This is a genomic window from Flavobacterium sp. B183 (assembly GCF_023539155.1).
Taxonomy (GTDB): Bacteria; Bacteroidota; Bacteroidia; order Flavobacteriales; family Flavobacteriaceae; genus Flavobacterium; species Flavobacterium tructae.
Genome location: NZ_CP097434.1, coordinates 5,184,676 through 5,204,794 on the forward strand (window position 1 = coordinate 5,184,676; position 20,119 = coordinate 5,204,794).

10 protein-coding genes and 1 riboswitch are annotated in these 20,119 nt (G+C 38.5%); of the genes, 5 read left to right on the plus strand and 5 right to left on the minus strand.

Features of this window, described 5'->3' with window-relative positions; genetic code table 11:
* Positions 1 to 5 precede the first annotated feature (5 nt).
* The 3 genes from M4I44_RS21205 to M4I44_RS21215 all read right to left on the minus strand — a co-directional run bounded on the left by M4I44_RS21205 (position 6) and on the right by M4I44_RS21215 (position 4,547).
* On the minus strand, positions 6 to 1,217 hold the full coding sequence (locus tag M4I44_RS21205; RefSeq protein ID WP_249966027.1) for a cell surface protein: 1,212 nt from the start codon (positions 1,215 to 1,217) through the stop codon (positions 6 to 8).
* A 139-nt stretch (positions 1,218 to 1,356) separates the two neighbouring features.
* A complete protein-coding gene (locus M4I44_RS21210; RefSeq protein ID WP_249966028.1) occupies positions 1,357 to 2,502 on the minus strand; it encodes a YncE family protein in 1,146 nt (381 codons plus the stop codon).
* Positions 2,499 to 4,547 (minus strand): TonB-dependent receptor, encoded by a 2,049-nt coding sequence (locus M4I44_RS21215; RefSeq protein ID WP_249966029.1) that lies wholly within the window; start codon positions 4,545 to 4,547, stop codon positions 2,499 to 2,501. The genes M4I44_RS21210 and M4I44_RS21215 overlap by 4 nt, the downstream gene beginning before the upstream one ends.
* A gap of 114 nt (positions 4,548 to 4,661) precedes the next feature.
* Positions 4,662 to 4,863, minus strand: a riboswitch (cobalamin riboswitch).
* A 442-nt stretch (positions 4,864 to 5,305) separates the two neighbouring features.
* Here M4I44_RS21215 and M4I44_RS21220 point away from each other — a divergent pair.
* Positions 5,306 to 6,289, plus strand: a complete 984-nt coding sequence (locus tag M4I44_RS21220; RefSeq protein ID WP_070907348.1) for a beta-ketoacyl-ACP synthase III — start codon at positions 5,306 to 5,308, stop codon at positions 6,287 to 6,289.
* Between the two features lie 221 nt (positions 6,290 to 6,510).
* Here the strand turns inward: M4I44_RS21220 and M4I44_RS21225 are convergent, their stop codons facing one another.
* Both M4I44_RS21225 and M4I44_RS21230 read right to left on the minus strand, forming a co-directional pair.
* Complete coding sequence (locus M4I44_RS21225) at positions 6,511 to 7,878, minus strand: amidohydrolase (RefSeq protein ID WP_249966030.1); 1,368 nt, start codon at positions 7,876 to 7,878, stop codon at positions 6,511 to 6,513.
* Between the two features lie 96 nt (positions 7,879 to 7,974).
* Complete coding sequence (locus M4I44_RS21230) at positions 7,975 to 8,847, minus strand: AraC family transcriptional regulator (RefSeq protein ID WP_249966031.1); 873 nt, start codon at positions 8,845 to 8,847, stop codon at positions 7,975 to 7,977.
* Positions 8,848 to 9,250: 403 nt separating this feature from the next.
* On the opposite strand from M4I44_RS21230, the gene M4I44_RS21235 reads away from it, so the two are divergent.
* The 4 genes from M4I44_RS21235 to M4I44_RS21250 all read left to right on the plus strand — a co-directional run bounded on the left by M4I44_RS21235 (position 9,251) and on the right by M4I44_RS21250 (position 20,116).
* Complete coding sequence (locus M4I44_RS21235) at positions 9,251 to 10,453, plus strand: glycoside hydrolase family 88 protein (protein WP_249966032.1); 1,203 nt, start codon at positions 9,251 to 9,253, stop codon at positions 10,451 to 10,453.
* A 266-nt stretch (positions 10,454 to 10,719) separates the two neighbouring features.
* A complete protein-coding gene (locus M4I44_RS21240; protein WP_249966033.1) occupies positions 10,720 to 13,503 on the plus strand; it encodes a polysaccharide lyase family 8 super-sandwich domain-containing protein in 2,784 nt (927 codons plus the stop codon).
* Positions 13,504 to 13,542: 39 nt separating this feature from the next.
* Complete coding sequence (gene hepC, locus M4I44_RS21245) at positions 13,543 to 15,525, plus strand: heparin-sulfate lyase HepC (protein ID WP_249966034.1); 1,983 nt, start codon at positions 13,543 to 13,545, stop codon at positions 15,523 to 15,525.
* Positions 15,526 to 16,963: 1,438 nt separating this feature from the next.
* A complete protein-coding gene (locus tag M4I44_RS21250; protein WP_249966035.1) occupies positions 16,964 to 20,116 on the plus strand; it encodes a TonB-dependent receptor in 3,153 nt (1,050 codons plus the stop codon).
* Positions 20,117 to 20,119 lie beyond the last annotated feature (3 nt).

Sequence of the window (20,119 nt, forward strand, 5' to 3'; positions counted from 1 at the left end):
TTTCATTATTTAAGATACAGGTCATAAGCTCCAGCAACATCTGTAGAAACTTCTCCCAGCCAGCCTGCTTCCTGATTGATTGCGGTATGTATTTTGACGAAATCTATTCCCGGAAGTTTTACGTATTTTCCGTTTTTGTCTACCGCCCAGGAAATATCAATATTAGAACCTTCGTCGCTATTAGGTGCATTATCGGCATAACCAAAGTCAAATCCTGTACCTACCCAATAGTTTCCGGTACCACTTTGATCATAAAAATTGTCTTTAATTCTGGTTCCTTTCAAAGTATAAGAAGCCTCTGAAATCCATAGCGGATAATAGCTTTGTTCATGAAATCCATTTTTGGTTTTATATCCTGAATTCCCCTGATTGTCTTCCCATTTAATGTACTGCACATCGATCTGCCAAAAATCCTGACCTGCAACAGGCTGTTTGTCAGGATTCGGCTTGAAATAAGTCACACTATAGTTCTTCACGGTAGTATTTTTAAAGTATTCACTTCCGGCTATTTCGTACCATTCGTCCTCGTCGGGTTTCCCGTTTTTATTTTTATCGTAAGCCACCAGAATAATTCCGGGTTCACAAGAACCTGAACGAGTTTCCTTTGTGTCATTAGCCCAAAATGCATTTCCCAAAACTTTAAAATCACGGCCATTCATGTTTGGAATCGTATGATCAAAACCAAATACAACATAGCCTCCAAATCCGCCTAGAGATATCATACTGGCATTAGAACCAACGAGTGACTTTTTTGCGGCATTGATCAAATTACTTTCGGTATTTCCTGGTGCGTATAAGGGAAGTTCATTGGTAAACTGACCGACTCCGGGACGAAATTCCAGTACATTAGAGATGTACTTACTATAATTTCCGGTCTCTTTTGTTACATTGATAATCGATTGGAATGTTTTTACAACACCATTGGTTTCCACTTTTAACGTTAAGGGATAGCTCTTTAAATACGGACTGATAAAATCCAATTGAAGGCTTTCTGAGATCACTGAATCTTTAATACTCCAGGTTAGTTTTGAATTACTATTTAATTTTAAATCAATATTGAGCACTTTAAAACGATCTATCGTATAGGATTCTTTTAGTATTTCTCCAAAATTTTCATTTTCCGCTTCTTCTTCCCGATCCGTTCCACAGGAAATAAATCCCAGTAAGAGGGTTAATACTAGCGTACTCTTTAAAAGTGCAAAAGGGACTCTTTTCATATTTTTTTATTTTTATTCTTTAATGACAGATAATTGCTGAGGTACAACAAAATAAATTTCCAGTGAGCGTAACATCTAATTCTTCACTCTTTACTCTTTATTCTTTATTCTTCACTTTTCACTTTTCACTTTTCACAACTTACTTTTTAGTTATAAAAGCAATATGTGCCGGAATATTACCTGCCGTAGTTTTCCATTTTAATTTTCCTTCGGGAGTAAAACAGTAGATGTAACCTGTTACTACGTAATTTTGGGCATCGGTAATGTATATTTCTTTCGTTTCGGGATTTACTTGTAAACCGTAAGGAATCATGATATGCTTATCGGTGCCGTCTGTAATGATTTTATCGTTAATCACTTTTTTGGTCTTTGTATCTAATATTCCGTACGTAACCTTATTACTGTTGGTCAGATAGCTCCATGAAACGCTGTAATAATAGAGCAAATCATCGACCAGACAGGTTGCTGAAACGGGAATATCAAGCTGCATTTTCTTTTCATCCGTCTTCGTATCAATCACAAAAAGATTAGACGGTGTGTTGTAATAATCACCTCTGGAACTCACATAAATATCCCCCCTGCTGTCTACCTGCATGCTATGAAGATTAATCCCCACATCGATTTTTTTTATTTCGGTAAAAGTTTCAAGATCGATAACAGATACGGTACGGTCATAATTAGGTACTTTGTAACCTCCTGAATTGGCTACATACAATTTTCCGTTATGTACCACCATTTGTTCCGGCTGATAACCAACGGTCACTTTGCGTTTTATTTCTAAGGATGTGGTATCTATTTCGGCTACAAATCCAATTTCGGCATTTGGGTCAATGGCAACAGGGCCTGAATACGAACTTACGTAGGCTTTATTTTTGTAGAAAGTGACATATCGGCAATTCGGAATGTCTATTTTTTTGATTCGTTTTGCGGACCATTTGTCGATTACCTCAACCTTATTGGAGCAGTTGATCACCGCATACACTTTATTCCCGTAAATTTTTATATCATTACCCACATCCCCCAGTTCTTTTACTACTGTTGGATTGCGTTCGGAGTAAATATCGGTGGTATAATTCCCGGTTCTGTAATTGAACACGTCAATACTGGCACGGTTCATTCCCATATTACCTTCGTTTAAAAGATAAAATCCTTCTATTTTGCCATCGCTTCTGGGTGCGGCTACACTTTTATCCGAAGAGGGAAAAATAGTTTCTTCTTCTCTACAGGAAACCAAAAGAAGAGCAACAAATAAACTAAGCAGGAATTGGGTACTTCTCTTTTTCATAGTGCAATACTGATTATAAATTTTAAAGTACGGCCCGGCATCGGATAGTTATAAATCACTTCGTACTGCTGATTCAGGGCATTGTTCAATTCGATCGTTCCTTTTATTTTATACTGATGAAAGGAGAACATTTTCTGAACCGCCAAATCATGGGTGTACCAAGGCTGCACTTCATTAATTTTGATATTGTTTACATTTCCGTTGTAGCGTTTTCCTACATATATAAAACTGTAGTTAAAATTCCATGACTTATAATCTGCATTTAATATTCCGGATCCGCTGTGCCGGGGTGTGTAAGGAATCTGATCTCCGTAAGAGGATAATTCCAAACCGGCAAACTTGGTGTAATCTCGACTCTCCGAATACGTATAGGTTAAATGAGTAGTCAGATTTACTTTGCCGAAATGCATTTTCATATCCACAGCCGACTCTATTCCCTTTCCTTTCACCTGCCCGATATTAGTCATCATCCAACGGAATAAATTTCCGGTTGGAGCAGCAATTATTTTATCTTTAGTATTGGTATAATATCCATCGACCTGAAGAGAAAACTGATCCAGGAAACCTTTCTCTACTGGTATGTTGTAGGTAAATCCAATGTCATATTGATTCATGTATTCGGGCCTTAAGGTACTGGAACCGACCATCGTATAATACAAATCATTAAAAGTGGGCATTCGGAACATACGTTTCGCAAAAGCTCTTACATTAAAATCATAAGCTTTAAAAGGAGTGTAACCCAAAAATATAGCAGGAGTAAATTCTGTTTTATCGGGAGCTTTGGCATTGTAACGTACTTCTTCCTGCACGTGCATTCCCACAACGCTGCCCAAAACTTTAAAGCCATCCAGTCTATAGGAACTTGCCAGCGCAAACAAAGCGGTGTAGCGCTCCGGATAAGAGAACAGGGTCTTTATCCCTTTTCTGGTTGCATTAAGGCGGTTGTACTGAAAATCAGTTGACAACGAAACGTCCCAAGTGGGTAGAATCTTGTACAGATTGACTGCTGAAAAATAATATTCCTGTTGGTAATAACTATCGTCAGATTGGGCACCTTCGGTAACTACTTCACCCAGTACACTGGTGGTGTCTCTGGCTACATAATGAGTATAATCATAAGCATATTTTGCCTTAGCCTGAAATTTATATCTTTCGCTAAGATCTTTTATAAAAGTACCCTGTGCAAAAAAATTCTTGTCGTACTGTCTAAAACCATCCGAAAACTTATTTTCTACAATAGCTCCCGGTGCTCCTCTTTCGGAACCGTAATAATACACTTTGGCATCCCAAGTGCCGTTCTTCATTTTCCCATACAGACCAGACTCGAAACGGAATGCTTCTATATCACTATTGTGTCTCGTGGCTGAGGTATCATAAGCCACAGTACCGTCGAGATTGTTTCTTTTGTATCTGAATTTGTATTCGCCATTAGATTTTATGTATTCAGAACTGGCGCTCCAACTTACTTTATCACTTAATTTATGCTCCAATCTAAAAGAAAGGTCATTGTAATTGATGGACATGGTTTTATAACGCAGTAAGAAATTGGTCTTTTTGTTATTCTCAAAAACAGGCCGTTTGGTGCGCAAATAGATAGTAGAAGCTGCCGCAAAATCTTTAGCCGACTGAAATATTTCACTCTTCTGACCATTATACATGGTGAGAGATTCCATATCATCGAGAGAGTATTTTCCTAAATCTGTAACTCCGTTCTGTGCATTTCCTAACTGAATTCCGTCGTAAAAAACACCCACGTGATGCGTTCCCATGTTGCGTACATCCACCGTTTTAAGTCCGCCCAAACCACCGTAATCCTTGATTTGTACTCCGGCAAAATAACGAAGTGCATCGGCAACATTGTGGCTGGCTAAGTTTTCAAGCAGTACTCCTGAGAGGCTTTGTACGGGAATCACTTCCTGATAAGGTTTTGCTTTTAACAGTACTTCTTTCAAAACCCTCAGACTGTCCTTAGTAGTCTGCGAGTGAAGTACGACGGGAGCTAACAATACGAAAAGAAATAAAAGTAATTTTCTGGTCTTACACATCACTGATTTAATTAAATAAACTTCGGGATATGATCGTCAAAAAAGCAATAAGGCAGGATCCCGTTACAAAATAACAGGTCCGTTTATTGTTGTTCAACTTTATTCCACGAAAGTCTTAAACTATGTGATTCCGGCAGGTCTCCTGACTTGTTCCATCTTTAAACAGCCTTCTCATCCCGCAAAGCGGGGCAATGGCATGAGTAACGTTAAAGACTTTTACAGAACTTACAGTAGCGGGTCTGTTCAGGATTTACACCTGATTCCCTTTTAACTGTTTTCTCTAAAGAAAAAACAGACCTTAATCTGGCCGTAAAGATAGAATTATCTTTATAAAAACAAGAGTTAATTAGTTCATATTACACTTTTGACAATGAATGAGACCAAATTTCATTCATTCATTAAAAGAATGCTGTTTTAAATATTCTTCACTTTTTTAAACCTACCCGTAACAAAAAAGCATTTTTGCGACCAATAATAGGTTCAGTTGGATTGCTTTTTTATAAACATTGAAGAACTGAAACAAAATCATTCAAAACAGGAATTGATTTTATTAATAATGAAGTGAAATAGAAATATTAAAAGTAAATTAACAAATCCCGAGATTTTTGCGTCTTTATATTTGTTAAATTGCGCCCCTGTAAATGAAGATGCCCCTCGTACTACATATTCTTCGAAAAACTCTTGTAAAATGGACTGGAGAAAGGTTTTGGGCCGAAAGTCAAAATTAAAAGAACACTAAAAGAGAAACAAAAAATTCAATGAATACAACAAAGGCTTCCATTATTGCTATTGGAGGATATGTACCGGAAACGGTTTTAAGCAATACTGATTTAGAAAAAAGAATAGATACAACAGATGAGTGGATTACCTCTCGAACAGGCATAAAAGAAAGAAGAATATTGGATGACCCTACACTGGCAACCTCAGATATGGCTTCTTTCGCCATTAAAGATTTAATAAAAAATTATGATATAAATCCTCTGGATATTGATTGTTTAATACTCGCAACATCAACACCCGATCATATTCTTACTCCCGCTGCCAGTTTGGTATGCGAAAAAGCAGGATTGAAAAGCGCCTGGGGATTTGACCTTAACGCTGCCTGCAGTGGTTTTTTATACGCACTTTCGGTAGGCGCAAGCTTTATTGAAAGCGGCAGATACAAAAATGTTATCGTAGTTGGTGCCGATAAAATGAGTTCGATCGTTAATTATGAAGACCGAAACAGCTGTATTTTATTTGGCGACGGCGCTGGTGCTGTACTTTTACAACCTACTACAGACGGTCGTGGTATTCATCAAAACATTTTCAGAACAGATGGAACAGGAGCTGAATTTCTTTCTGTACGTGCCGGAGGTTCTCTTTTGGCAACAACAGAAGAAACCATTCAAAACAAACAGCACTTTGTACATCAGGAAGGAAGAACCGTTTTTAAACACGCTGTGAGAAACATGAGCGGTACTTCGAAAGAACTAATGGAAAAAGCTTCATTGACTCCGGATATGGTAGACTGGGTAATTCCTCATCAGGCTAACTTGAGAATTATTCAGGCAGTAAGTGAAGAAGTTGGTATTCCTATTGAGAAGTTTAAAGTAAACATTCAAAGATACGGTAACACTACAGCGGCAACCATCCCGTTATGTCTTTGGGATTTCAAAAACGATTTCAAAAAAGGAGATAATCTTGTTATTACGGCTTTTGGAGCAGGATTCTCCTGGGGCAGTATGTACATCAAATGGTAAATAGTATATAAAAAAATTACGCTAAATTCTTATGCTGAGGTAACTCATCATAAATTTAATATCGATTTCAAATAAAAAAACAATCAGAACCTAGTGGTTCTGATTGTTTTTTTATGCTTGTAATTCAGATTAAACATAAAATCCAAACCATTATTCTTTTGCAGGCAACTGTATCTCTTCTGGTCAGCTTATTGACGGTAAGAAATACGTTTTCATTTTTTTTACAAGCCGGTCATCTGTCCTGCTATCATTTTACCTTTAAAAAACACGCCTTCTCTTTTTGGCAAACGAGCTACCGCTTCGGCAGAACAGCTTGCTTTTACCAAAATAAAATGCGCATCATCCCCCGCTGCCGGCCATACGCGTACACCTGCATCGTTAAGCGGCAACACCTCGTTTGTGGTGGCGATATGCAAAGCACGGCTCAAATTGTACTCGTCTGTCCAGCCATAAAGCTGTGCACATAATTTTGCTTTTTCCAGCATATCACAGGTTCCAAAAGGCATCCAGTGGTCGACAATACTGTCGGTACCCGTCATTAGTTTCACACCATACTTCTTTAAAGTAGGAATGGGCATGATGGTTTTTCCGATCGGCACTGTCGAAATGACTCCTATTCCAAGTGCTCCCATCTTTTCGGCTATTCCCTCTAAATCTTTCGGATCCATTCTGGCCAATGCAAAACCATGGCTGATATAAGTTTTTCCCTGTAATTGTTTGTTCTCTTCAGTTTTTTTAATGATGTATTCTATAGCCGATTTTCCTGAAGGTGGCGATTCGTGCAAATGAATATCGATTCCTTTATTGTGGTCTATTGCAATCTGGAACATACTGTCAAGTGATTTCTCCATATTTCCATCAACCGTTGTAGGGTCAAGTCCGCCAATAAAATCTACTCCCATTTTTGCAGCTTCTCTCAGTAAAGGTTCTGATTGCGAATATAAAATTCCGTGCTGTGGAAAAGCCACAATCTCCCATCCAAAACTGTCTTTATTATTCTCTAAAGCCTTCAACAAATGCTCCAGACTTTTTAATCCGCTCACGGGGTCAATATTACATTGGCAACGGGCAAAATAACTCCCCTGACTTTTCATCAACTGAATAGCCTGCTCTGCTTTGTACTGAGAATCGACAAGCAGTTCGGGAATTATCTTTTGTTCCAGCGTAATCATATCTTTTACCGTAAATCCTTTTCTGGGAGCGGCATTCCATTTTCCGCCGTAAAAAGTTTTATCAATATGGATGTGCATGTCACGCAATCCCGGAAGCATCAAAAGACCTTTGGCATCTACTTTTTTTAGTTTCCCATCAGGTTTGGCAGTTGTAATATTTTTAATCTTCCCATCTGAAATATGTACATTGTACAAATTGGTTTTGGTGGCAATTACTTCTTTTTTTTCATTGTACTCAAAACTGTCTTCCAGTCTTACATTGGTTAAAATATATTCTTTCGTACTGGTCGTAATATACTCCGGTTCCTCAATAGAATGTGCCATTGCAGTATTGCTTATTCCGGAAAACAATGCGGCTCCAGTTGCTGCGGCTCCCATTCTTAAAAATTGCTTTCGGTTTATTTTATTGTCGCTCATCGGTTAATAGTGTGATATATTTTTGAGAAACTGATTCTCAGGAAATAATGGTGAACTGCAAAATTCACTTAATTTTTTAAAACCGGAGCAGGAATATTAATGATAAGAATGGTACAGATTATAATTTTCCTTAAAATCGGTTGGTGTTTTTCCGATATACTTTTTAAACACTTTGGCAAAATAGCCATTATCGCTAAATCCCAACTGATAGGCAATCTCTTTTACGGATAAGTCAGTACTAATCAACAATCGTTTGGCTTCCAGAATGGTTCTTTCTTTTATAACATCGCCAGCCGATTTGTTCAGGAATTTTTGGGAGAGAATATTCAGATAATTAGAGGTCACATTCAACTCTCCGGCGTAAAAATTCACAGAGAATTGAGTTGTAAAGTGATCTTCAATCAGTGTCTTGAACTTTTTTATAATTTTTTCTGATTTGGCCGCAACATCATGATCCGGAAATTGCGAAACGTATTCTTTTTGCAACAATTTAAACAGCAAGTGCAATCTCAACATCACTATTTCTTTGGTCAATAGATCGTCTTTAACTAAATCTGATTCGATTTCCTCCAACTGGCTTTTAACATTCTGAAATCCATTCTTATCCAAGGAAAGGCAGAAGGGTGAACTCTGTCCGAAAAAAGGTAACTGCGACAAATTAGAAAAAACGGTCATGATCGCAGGAGATATCATCAGCTGGAAACCATTGGTATTTACATCAAGCGACCAATTGTGTACCTGTCCGGCTCCCACAAAATGAATCTGATAATCTTCTACTCTCGTTTGTTTAAAATCTACACTATGAAATCCGGAACCGTTCTCTACGAAAAAAACAAGGTAGAAATCGTGTTTATGAGGCTGCTCGAATTCGTTACGCCCTTTTACACTATGCCGAAACAGGGTGATACCAAACGTTTGCTCGCCAAGTATATTTAAAACAGACAAAGTGGGTATGGCATTTTTGCTCAAAGGAATCTATAGTGTTGGTTTACTATTTTCAAAATTATGCAATTAATCGATAGGTAAACTGTTGTGTTTATTTTTTTCACACAGATTCAGGAGATTGGTCCGCACGTTTGCTATCGCTCAGGTTAGCAGATTTTTGCTAATCATTTTAATCCCTTAATCTGTGGCTAATGCTTCAACACCTATAAACCTATTTTTTATGACTTTGGTAAAATTCAAAATCACCTTTTACTCAGTCGCCTAAACCGAGCAGCTCAAAACCTTCATTAATTCTGTAAAAAACAGACTCTTTACACAAATTTGAAAGTTTTATGATAAAAACTGAAAGGCGATTTTGAATCTCAAATCTAACTTCGCTTCATCAAAGCATTAGAACAAACAGATCATAAATCTAAAAGAGTAAACAATGAAAAAAAACCTAGGCTTATTAGTAGCAGTCTTTGCTATTACCATAAACTCCTTTGCCAATCTCAAACCCGAAGATCCATCTTTGGTTTGGTTTAAAAAAACAACCGAAACCATTCGCTTCCAGCTAAACAAAGCGGCACAGACTTATAAACCGGGGAAAAATCCGCGTTCTGTAAATCCTGACGGAACGGTGAGATTGGCCGGTTTAACAGACTGGACTACCGGTTTTTTTCCTGGAAGTTTGTGGTATGGCTATGAACTCACCGGGGATAAAGCTCTGGCGGAAGAGGCTAAAAAGTTTACGCTTGCTTTAGATTCTATACGAAATATAAAAAACACTCATGATGTAGGTTTTATGTTGTACTGTTCTTATGGAAATGCTTACAGAATTACGGGAGACAAAACTTATCTTCCGACACTGGCTGACGGAGCAGCAAATCTTTATGCCCGATTTAGTCCAACAGTTGGAGCTATTCGTTCCTGGGATTTTGAGTGGTTGCATTATCCGGTGATTATCGATAATATGATGAACCTTGAATATTTATATTGGAGTGCCAGCGCCTTTAACAAACCTGAATATGCCACCGCTGCCAATACGCACGCGCTGACCACTATAAAAAACCATTTTAGAAAAGATTTCAGTTCCTACCATTTGGTTGATTATGATCCGAAAACAGGCAAAGTATTACGTAAAGGAACACATCAGGGTGTTACTGACGATTCAGCCTGGGCACGAGGTCAGGCTTGGGGATTGTACGGATATACGATGTGTTATGCTAATACCAAAAACCCGAAATTTTTACAACAGGCCGAAAATATTGCTGCCTTCCTAATGAATCATCCTCGTATGCCAAAAGACAAAATACCGGTTTGGGATTTTGATGTGCACAACGCCATGGACACTGCTGAACTTGCTCCCAGAGATGCTTCGGCAGCAGCTGTAATCGCCTCAGCATTGCTTGATTTAAGTATTCAGGTTAAGGATGGAAAAAAATATGTCAACTATGCCGAAGCCATTTTAAAATCTTTATCGTCTGATGCTTATCTCGCAAAACCGGGTGAAAACAACTTTTTTTTACTGAAACACAGCGTGGGCGCCTTTTTATACAATTCAGAAATTGATACACCCCTTGACTATGCCGATTATTATTATCTCGAAGCTTTAAAAAGATACGCATCTCTTAAAAAAATAGAAATTTAAAAGTAGACCGTTCGTGCAAAAATCTGTCTGCGAAAGGAAATAAAACAGGAAGTTCTTTAGTTTAGAAATTACAAAAAAATATCCCCAAAAACGATTAACAGTTTGCCGAAAAACAGTTCTGGCGGTATTTCCTTAAAATAATTTCTGATAAAAATAACTTCAGTACAAGCCCGCAAAACCTCCGATTCTAACCGTTGGAAGTTTTGCGGGTTAGTTGCTAAGAATACAATAAATTACTAACCACTAATCTATTAATAACCACTCTTATGCACAAAAAAATACTTTTATCCGTCGGGCTAATAGCCTTTGTTTTTAACTTTTCGTACGCTCAGCTGAGTGTTGTAAACGAGATTGCGGTCAAATATCGAAACTGGCTCACAGGGGAGAATCTCGATTATTCTAAAGCAGAAGTCAACGAAAGATACAGCCGTTTTCTGAGCAATGGTATAGCTGCTAAAAACCTCTCGGCATACGATTTTGCCAATCCTGGTCCGGCATGGAATTTTACTGTTAGTGCCGATCAGACTGCGTATCAGATTCTGGTCGAGCAAAAACTAATCCGCTTAGTCTTTTTGTACCAATTAAAAGGGTCAGCTGCCAGTCCTAATCCCGATTATCACAGTCCTGCACTGCGAGATTCTATTTTGGCACTTTTCAACTATATGAAAGCTAAAGGCATCAGCAGTACTACTAATTTTGCTTATCTCTCCATTCCTGCGACTGAAGAAGTAATTACCAGTGGTCATGGGGTATGTTTGCGCTCCTCAGGATATGCAACTTCCGTTTTTTTGATGAAAGACGAACTGGTTGCTGCCGGAGAATTTACACATCATCTCGGAGCACTGAAAAGCTTAACGGCTTTTATTTCTCCGGATTATCCTAATTTCAATTTCACCAATCCCGGTTTCAATTCCGATATTATCCGTTCTTCCATTCAGCAGCGATTTTGTTATGTACTGGCTCAGGACGATGCTTCAACTACAAAAGTGACCGATATGGATTTCCTGAAACGCTTTATTGACAATGCTCTCAAAATAAGCAACGGCTGGAACGATTGTATTAAACCTGATTTTATTACCTATCATCACCGAGGTCCTTATTCGAATTCCTACGGAGTAGAAGCGCTGCAACAATCTTCGATTATGAATATGATGCTGAAGAACACCTCCTATGAATTAAATGTCGAAGCACAAAGCAACTTAAAAAATGCCATTTTAAACTACAGCAAATTCAGTAAAGGTTTTGAAATGCCTTTAGGGCTCGCCGGAAGATTCTTCACCAACACTGATGCGCTAAACGACTTACGACCTGCACTGGCATTTTTATATGTAGCCGATCCTGTAGCCAATCTGGAAGCAGGGAGAGAATTTGTCCGCCTTTGGAACCTTTCTGCAACCGCTAATACAAATTTACTGAGACAAAATGCCCTATCGATCACACTGGTTCATACGCCCGGAAGTTTAATGGATCTGCTGCAAACTTTAAATGCAGGACTTAGTCCGCTTCCAGAAATAACCCAAGGGCAATTTAATTTTCCCTTTGCCGGATTGAGCGTTCACAAATACAACGGCTTTCAGGCAAGCATAAAAGGAACCAGTAAACACATCTGGCATTTCGAGGATTCGGCCACAGAAAATGTTTTTGGCAGATACACTTCTGCAGGCGCTATGGATTTGCTGACCACCGGTACTCCTGTAACCCGGGTTTCAAACGGTTATTCCGAAAATGGCTGGGATTGGTCGCATCTTCCCGGAACAACAGTTGCTTATCTTCCTCTAAACATCCTTGAAACGGGGACTATGAGGGAGATGAACGGAAAATCATTTCTGACAGTTGGTTCTTTAGACCATAACGGTATTTTTGGTATGGACTATAAAGATTATAATTCTGCTACCGGAATGACGGCTTTGAAGTCTAATTTTTTCTTTAAAAATATGATTCTCTGCCTGGGTTCTAATATCAAAGATACCAACGGAACCTACCCTATTCATACCACTTTGTTTCAAACAGCACTGGCCAATACAGCAACCGCAACTTATGTGAACGGTACGGCCACTACAGGCAATACTTATACACTTACCCAAACGGGAGCCTTTTGGGCGACAGATGCTTTAGGCAATGGCTATGTGGTTCCCGGAAATTCAAGTAATACTGATGCAATAACCGTTAACCGATTGGAACAAAACTCCCGCAACAACAGCAATACCGCTACTACTTCGGGTAATTTTACTAGTGCCTATATCAATCATGGTACTGCCCCGGTTTCAGCCAAATTTCAATATGCGGTCGTATTGCAAGGCGGACAGACCGCTACACAACAACTGGCTGCTAATTTTACTTCTTACTTTAAAATTTACCATCAAAACAGTCAGGCGCACATTGTACAATACCTGCCGGATGCCCTATTTGGTTATGTTATTTTTACTCCAAATACTGTATTTACTTATGATGTAGTGGTGAGTGTAAGCAAACCGGCGGCTGTGATGACGCAAAAAACAGACAACGGAAACCGATTAAAAGTCAGTCTCACCAATCCAAACTTAGGACTTTTGGCTCCCAATGAAACCTACACCTGGAGTCAGATTAGCAGTCAGAACTCCATTTTAAACAGAGTGGCACAAACAGATTCTGTAAAATTAACGCTTGCCGGTCAGTGGGAATTGGCCGCACCAGCTTCCAATATAACCACCTCTATCAATGGCGCTAATACAGAAGTGATCTTCAATACCATTAACGGACTTACAATTCAAACCGAACTCGTAAAATCATCCACATTGGGGATCAATAATCCGACGGGGCAAGCTTCTAAAGATTTAGCAGTAATTGTTGCTCCCAACCCTTCCCAAACTGATTTTAAAATCAATGTTACAGGTGAAGCCGGAGAGACTATTTTTGTAAATGTGTTCGACACTTTAGGAAAACGTGTCAACATCCTAAAATCAGACTATGGGCAAACCATCGTTCTGGGCAGTGACTGGACTCCCGGAATATACTTTGCCGAAATACGTCAGGGCAAACAAAAGAAAACCGTCAAATTAATAAAACAATAAACGATCAACTAAATTTTAAAAAACAATAACTACATACTAATGAAAAACCTAAAAAAAACAATAACCTTACTCCTCCTATTTACCACCGCTTATTTTACTCATGCGCAGGAAAAACAACTGACAAAAGAAAGTTTTGATGTTGTCAACCTTCACTATCCGGGTTTAGAGAATGTAAATCAGCTTTTTACTTCCGGTAAATATGACGAAGCTGCCAGAGCGTTGCTCAATTATTACCGCGAGCGAAGAAAAATCAAAAACCCTGATTTTAATGTGGGCGATGAAACCCGATTTAGAGGAAAAGATATCGGAAAAGCCAATCAGTTAAAAGCCGATAATGCTTTGTTGCATCAGTTTCAGCCTCATAAAGGCTATGGTTATTTTGATTACGGAACCGATATTAACTGGGATTATTGGCCGGTAAAAGATAATGAAGTACGCTGGCAGCTGCACCGTGTAACCTGGTGGCAACCTATGGGAATGGCCTACAGAAGCAGCGGCGATGAAAAATATGCCAAAGAATGGGTTTCCCAGTTTCGCGATTGGGAGAGAAAAAATGTTTTAGGGCGTTCGAAAGAAAATGACCAATTTGCCTGGCGTCCGTTAGAAGTCTCAGAACGTATACAGAGCCTTCCGGGAACCTTCAACCTGTTTGTAGTTTCATCGAATTTTACACCCGCTTTTTTGATGGAATTCTTAAACAGTTTTTCGAAACAGACGGCTTATATTCCTAAGAATTATAGTAAAGAAGGCAATCATTTATTGTTTGAAGCACAACGTATCCTGAGTGCAGGAGCCTTTTTCCCGGAACTCAAAGCAGCAGAAGAATGGCGTAAAAGCGGCATCGAAATACTCAATCGCGAAATAAAATTACAAGTACTCCCTGACGGTGTACAATGGGAGCTTTCACCGATTTATCATGTTGCCTGTATCGAAATCTTTTTAAAAGCCTACAACTCGGCTAAAATGGCGGGTGTAGCAAAAGAATTTCCGGAAACCTACTCTAAAACAATCGAAAAAATGATGGTGGCAACCGCCAATATCTCGTTTCCCGATTACAGTACACCGATGTTTGGCGACTCCTGGACTTTTGATAAAAATGGCAGAATAAAACAATTTCTAAACTGGTCAAAAATGTTTCCTGAAAACGGGCTCTTGAAATATTTAGGTACGGCTGGTGCCGAAGGACAATTGCCCAATTATGAATCCCATGGCTTATCAGACGGCGGTTTTTACGCTTTTAGAAATGGATGGAACGATAAATCAACCGTCATGATTGTTAAAGCGGGGCCTCCGGCCGAATTCCATGCACAGCCGGACAACGGTACGTTTGAACTTTGGGTAAAAGGACGCAATTTTACACCAGATACAGGCTGCTACATTTACAGTGGTGATGCTGAGGTAACCAAAATGAGAAATTGGTACCGTCAAACCAGAGTACACAGCACGTTGACACTTGACAATCAGAACATGATCATTACCAAAGCCAAAGAAAACAAATGGAGTACCTCTAAAAACTTAGACCAATTAACCTATACCAATCCTAGTTATACTGATTTAAACCACCAGCGTACCATTCTTTTTATAGATCAGAAGTACTTTTTAATTCTTGATAAAGCAATTGGGAAAGCTACCGGAAACTTAGGAGTTCACTTTCAATTAAAAGAAGACAGCAAACCCGTTTTCAATAAAATGAACAATAGCGTTACAACCACTTACGAAGACGGCAACAATCTTTTGATACAATCTTTAAATACCGATAAAGTGACATTAAATGAAGAAGACGGTAAGGTTTCCTATCAGTACGCCAAAGAAATTGCACGCCCTGCTTTTGTTTTTGAAAAGCCGAAAACTACTGCTGCAGCACAAAGTTTTATTACGGTAGTTTATCCATATGATGGAACTAAAGCTCCGGAGATCAGTATTAAGATGAATAAGGCTAATGATTTCGAAAAAGGAATTATTGATATGAGTTTACAAATTGATGGTAAAAAAAGTGAGGTAAAAACAAATCTGAATGATTAAGCTTTTCTAATTCCTTTCAAAATATTATGTATGTAAAGGCGTCTAAATTTTAGGCGCCTTTTTTTTGGGGACCTACTAATTACCGGATAATTCCTTCTTCCCCACTTTTTTATCTGTTTTTTCATTCCTATTTCATCCGTCATAATCTGCCACCCCAATGGGGTTCTAGCGTTGGGGATACTGTTTTCTACAAATATGAAGCCCCTCCGGGGCTTTATGTTTTGACACCATGATTACCGGATAATATGCGCCATTCCTATGGAATTCAAATATTCGGTGCGAAATTATTTTTAAATGGATTAAAATCCATCCCTACAAAATAGACCGAGCCAAAGGCTCTTTTTCAATAGTTCCGAAGGAACGATTCATATTGTAGCAATGGATTTTAATCCGTTGAATGTAAAAGGAACACAACATTTGAATTCCATAGGAATGGCACATATAAAAATTACCAGCCTGCTGGGGTTCTAACCTATAAGACATTGTTTTTTTTATAAGTATGAAATCCCTCTGGGGTTTTATTTTAAATGCACCTCCATTAATCTAACCTGAAAAAAACAGTTCCACAGAAGTAAAATATTTATAACAATTTTATTTTATAATCGCACGACAGGTAAAGCTCCAGAGGAGCAAAATATTTATAACGTTTAATAACCACACCACCATAAAGCTCCAGCGGAGCGGCATCTATTTCACAAACAAATAAAGCTTCCGATTAAATTCCCCATCAATTTCTAAATAACGATGAATCTATCGTCCAATTCCTATTCAAAAAATAAATGCTCGCAATACTTTTATCAGTTTTATCTGAAAAAGAGAAAACAAACTACTTTACTTCCCTCCTATAATCTGTAAAAATTACATCGTTTTCGTTAATCTGTTATTGCCTTTAATTTAACTTTTGCCCAACACAAATGATCACAGAACAGTACAGTAAAATCAACACTTTTATACTGAAAACAAAATCTCAAAAACGCCATAAAACCCTGATTACACAAGGATTTTAAAGAGTTTTAAAAGCACAATTAATCAAAATCAATAGCAATTTGGACATTTTCAAAACTGTCCTCTACAGTCGATTTATATATTTGTTTTTATTAAATCAAAAAAAACATGACCAATTCCAAAAAAATGAACCAGCAACTACAGAATCCATTTTTAATTGTCAGGCGGAAAATTCCTCTGCGAATTTCCTCAGTTAATAAATTGTTATAATTTTCGTCCATTAAGAATAATGAAGCGATTGGTTAAACAATAGTGTCAAACGGCAGTCGATCTCAAACTTATTACAACAGTAATTCGGAATTTCGGTCAAGCAATAAGAAGAAGATAAATGATTCAGAAGAGTGATTTCTCCTTATGCAGCAAGACCAGATATCAACTTATACAACATCAATTTAGGAAGTAAGGTTACCCTTATTCCGGTTTAAAAAAAATTATGAAAAGGACTCTATTTTTATTTTTGCTGCTTACCACCTGCAAAGTGATGTACGGGCAGGATATTATCACCGTAAAAGGTGTGGTAACCGATGCTCAGAATATGCCTATGCCGGGAGCAACTGTTTCTGAAAAAGGAACCAAAAATACCACTGTTACTGCTATGGACGGTGATTATCAAATTAAGGTAAAATCAAATGCTATTTTAGTTTTTTCGTTCATCGGAACTAAAACTAAAGAAGAACCTGTTAAAAACAGAACGCTTATCAATACTAAATTACTCGATGACGCCAATAATCTGGATGAGGTAGTTGTAGTAGGGTACGGAACCAAAGCGAGAAAAGATCTTACGGGAGCTATCTCTTCTGTTAAGGGACAGGAACTCGCTAAAATTCCGGTTCAAAATGTGGCACAGGCATTACAGGGCCGTATTGCCGGTATGCAGGTTACCATGTCTGACGGTACACCCGGGTCTGAACCTTCTCTTAGAATTAGGGGCGGAACTTCGATTACTCAAAGTAATGAACCTTTGTATGTCGTTGACGGTGTAGCTCAAACCGGAGGATTAAGCTTTTTAGATCCGATGGATATTGAATCTATCGACGTTTTAAAAGATGCCTCTTCGACTTCTATCTATGGTGCACAAGGGGCCAACGGGGTAGTTTTAGTGACAACCAAAAAAGCAAAGGGAGGAAAACTCACTTTAAGTTATGATACTTATGCCGGGATTAAGACTATCGCCAAAACAATTCCGGTGATGAATCCTTACCAATACACCCAATTACTTTATGAATCAGCAACTGATGATGCCAGAATGCAGAAGTTTGTGAGTGCTTTTGGAACTTATGATCAGCTTGAAGGCCTTTACAAAGACAGACCAGGTATCAACTGGCAGGATGAGGTTTTTGGAAATGCTGTGGAAAGTCAATACCACAAGCTAAGCATCAGCGGTGGTGAAAATGATACCAAATACAATGCTTTCTACTCGGTGAATAACGATCAGGGAATTATGCTGGGAAGCGAATCGGTAAAAAATATTGCAAAACTAAACGTAACCAATTCCATCAGTAAAAAGGTGACGGTTACCGCAATTGTAAATTACTCCAATCAAAAAGTAACCGGATTATCAACAAACGATGGTGGAAATGCACGTTTGAGCATGCTGCAAAATTTATTGCAATACCGACCTACCATTGGAAAAACAGGATCTGATGAAGATCTTAAAACCTTAACCGTAGATCCGTTGGACAATCAGGATTCTCCAACCTTCCAGAGTCCTTTGATTACCATCGACAGTCAAAAAAGAGAGGCCATTACCAGAGCCATCAACATGAGTTTACAGCTGCAATACAACATAACGCCAAGCTTAATCTATCGCGGATTAATCAGTTATACCGACAACAGCATGAAGAGCAAATATTTTAACGATTCCAGAGGTATACAAGCCATCAGAAGCGGTGGTGCCAATGGCGGGGTGACGCACAATATTGGCACCCGATTAAATTACAATAACGTTCTAACGTATAGTAAGACTTTTAATAAAAAACATAAATTTGATGCCTCTCTCGGACAAGAGTACATTTACAATTATGCAGAAGGAATTACGGCTTCGGCAACCGCTTTTCCTGACGTTAATCTGGGGTGGGATAAATTGCAACTGGGTACCATTGCCGGAATTCCGACAACCTACGCAGAAGATGACAAAATATTATCTTTTTTTGGAAGAGCCAACTACTCGTACAAAAACAAGTATTTGCTGACTGCCACTTTAAGAGCAGACGGGTCTTCTAAATTCGGGACAGAAAACCAATGGGGATACTTCCCTTCTGTTTCGGCTGCCTGGAGAATTATCGAAGAACCTTTTATGGATAAATTACCTGCGTTTTCAGACTTAAAACTTCGTTTGAGTTATGGTGAAGCCGGAAATAACAGAATTGCCAATTATGCCGCTTTGGGTATTTTTAATTCAGGATCTTATCCTTTGAACAATCAGATGAATATCACTGCATTTCAGAACAATCTTCCAAATCCCTTTTTAAAATGGGAGGCTACAAAATCGACGAATATTGGTTTTGACATTGGTTTTTTCAAACAAAGAATCGCGCTTACCACAGAATTATACGAAAACCGTTCTAAGGATTTACTGTACAACACCCGTGTACCTGCAAGTTCAGGTTTCAAAAAACAATTTCAAAACATCGGAGCCACCTCCAATCGCGGTATAGAATTTACACTGAACACGGTAAACGTAAAAACCAATAGTTTTAACTGGAGTACAACTTTCAACATTGCTTTTAACAAAACTAAAGTACTAAGTTTGAGTGAAGGCGAAAATTCGTTGATCACCAACAGTTATACCGATCGGAACGACTACATTTTGCAGGTTGGAAAACCGGTGGGCGTCATGTACGGTTATGTAAGAGACGGATTGTATCAGGTAAACGATTTTGATTATAATACCACAACTAGTACCTACACCCTTAAACCGGGGGTAGTAAGCGACAATATCGTTGCACAGCCTGGCTTTATCAAATTTAAAGACATCAGTGGTCCTAATGGTACACCGGATGGCGTAATTAATGATTTAGACCGAACTGCCATTGGAGATGCCAATCCTAAATATACAGGAGGTCTTAACAATACCTTTAGCTACAAAGGAATTGATTTAAGTGTATTCCTTGATTTTACGGTAGGAAATGATATCTATAATGCCAACGTTCTAAACAACTCAAGACTGAATCTCGACAATTTAAACACCGTAGCGATCTATGCTGACAGATGGACAACCATTAACGCAGCAGGACAACGTGTTACCGATCCCACCGAACTGACTGCTCTTAACGCTGGCAAAACGAATCCGGCCTTTAACGGAAACACTACCGGACGTTTGTACAGCGATATTATTGAGGATGGCTCGTTTTTAAGAATCAACAACATCAGCCTTGGGTACACCTTACCAAAAGAATGGCTTAAAAAATCTAAAATCTCAAATTTGAGAATTTATTTTACCGCTTACAATCTGTACGTATTCACCAAATATTCAGGCTATGATCCTGAAGTAAGCGTACTCAACAATGCCATAACCCGCGGAGTCGATTTTAGTGCTTACCCTAGAAGTAAATCGTTTATCACAGGATTAAATATTTCGCTATAATTT

Excerpts from the sequence above, each read along its gene's own strand:
- M4I44_RS21205 (WP_249966027.1), bottom strand. The coding sequence starts at position 1,217 with ATGAAAAGAGTCCCTTTTGCACTTTTAAAGAGTACGCTAGTATTAACC.
- M4I44_RS21210 (WP_249966028.1), bottom strand. The coding sequence starts at position 2,502 with ATGAAAAAGAGAAGTACCCAATTCCTGCTTAGTTTATTTGTTGCTCTT.
- M4I44_RS21215 (WP_249966029.1), bottom strand. The coding sequence starts at position 4,547 with ATGTGTAAGACCAGAAAATTACTTTTATTTCTTTTCGTATTGTTAGCT.
- M4I44_RS21220 (WP_070907348.1), top strand. The coding sequence starts at position 5,306 with ATGAATACAACAAAGGCTTCCATTATTGCTATTGGAGGATATGTACCG.
- M4I44_RS21225 (WP_249966030.1), bottom strand. The coding sequence starts at position 7,878 with ATGAGCGACAATAAAATAAACCGAAAGCAATTTTTAAGAATGGGAGCC.
- M4I44_RS21235 (WP_249966032.1), top strand. The coding sequence starts at position 9,251 with ATGAAAAAAAACCTAGGCTTATTAGTAGCAGTCTTTGCTATTACCATA.
- M4I44_RS21240 (WP_249966033.1), top strand. The coding sequence starts at position 10,720 with ATGCACAAAAAAATACTTTTATCCGTCGGGCTAATAGCCTTTGTTTTT.
- hepC (WP_249966034.1), top strand. The coding sequence starts at position 13,543 with ATGAAAAACCTAAAAAAAACAATAACCTTACTCCTCCTATTTACCACC.
- M4I44_RS21250 (WP_249966035.1), top strand. The coding sequence starts at position 16,964 with ATGAAAAGGACTCTATTTTTATTTTTGCTGCTTACCACCTGCAAAGTG.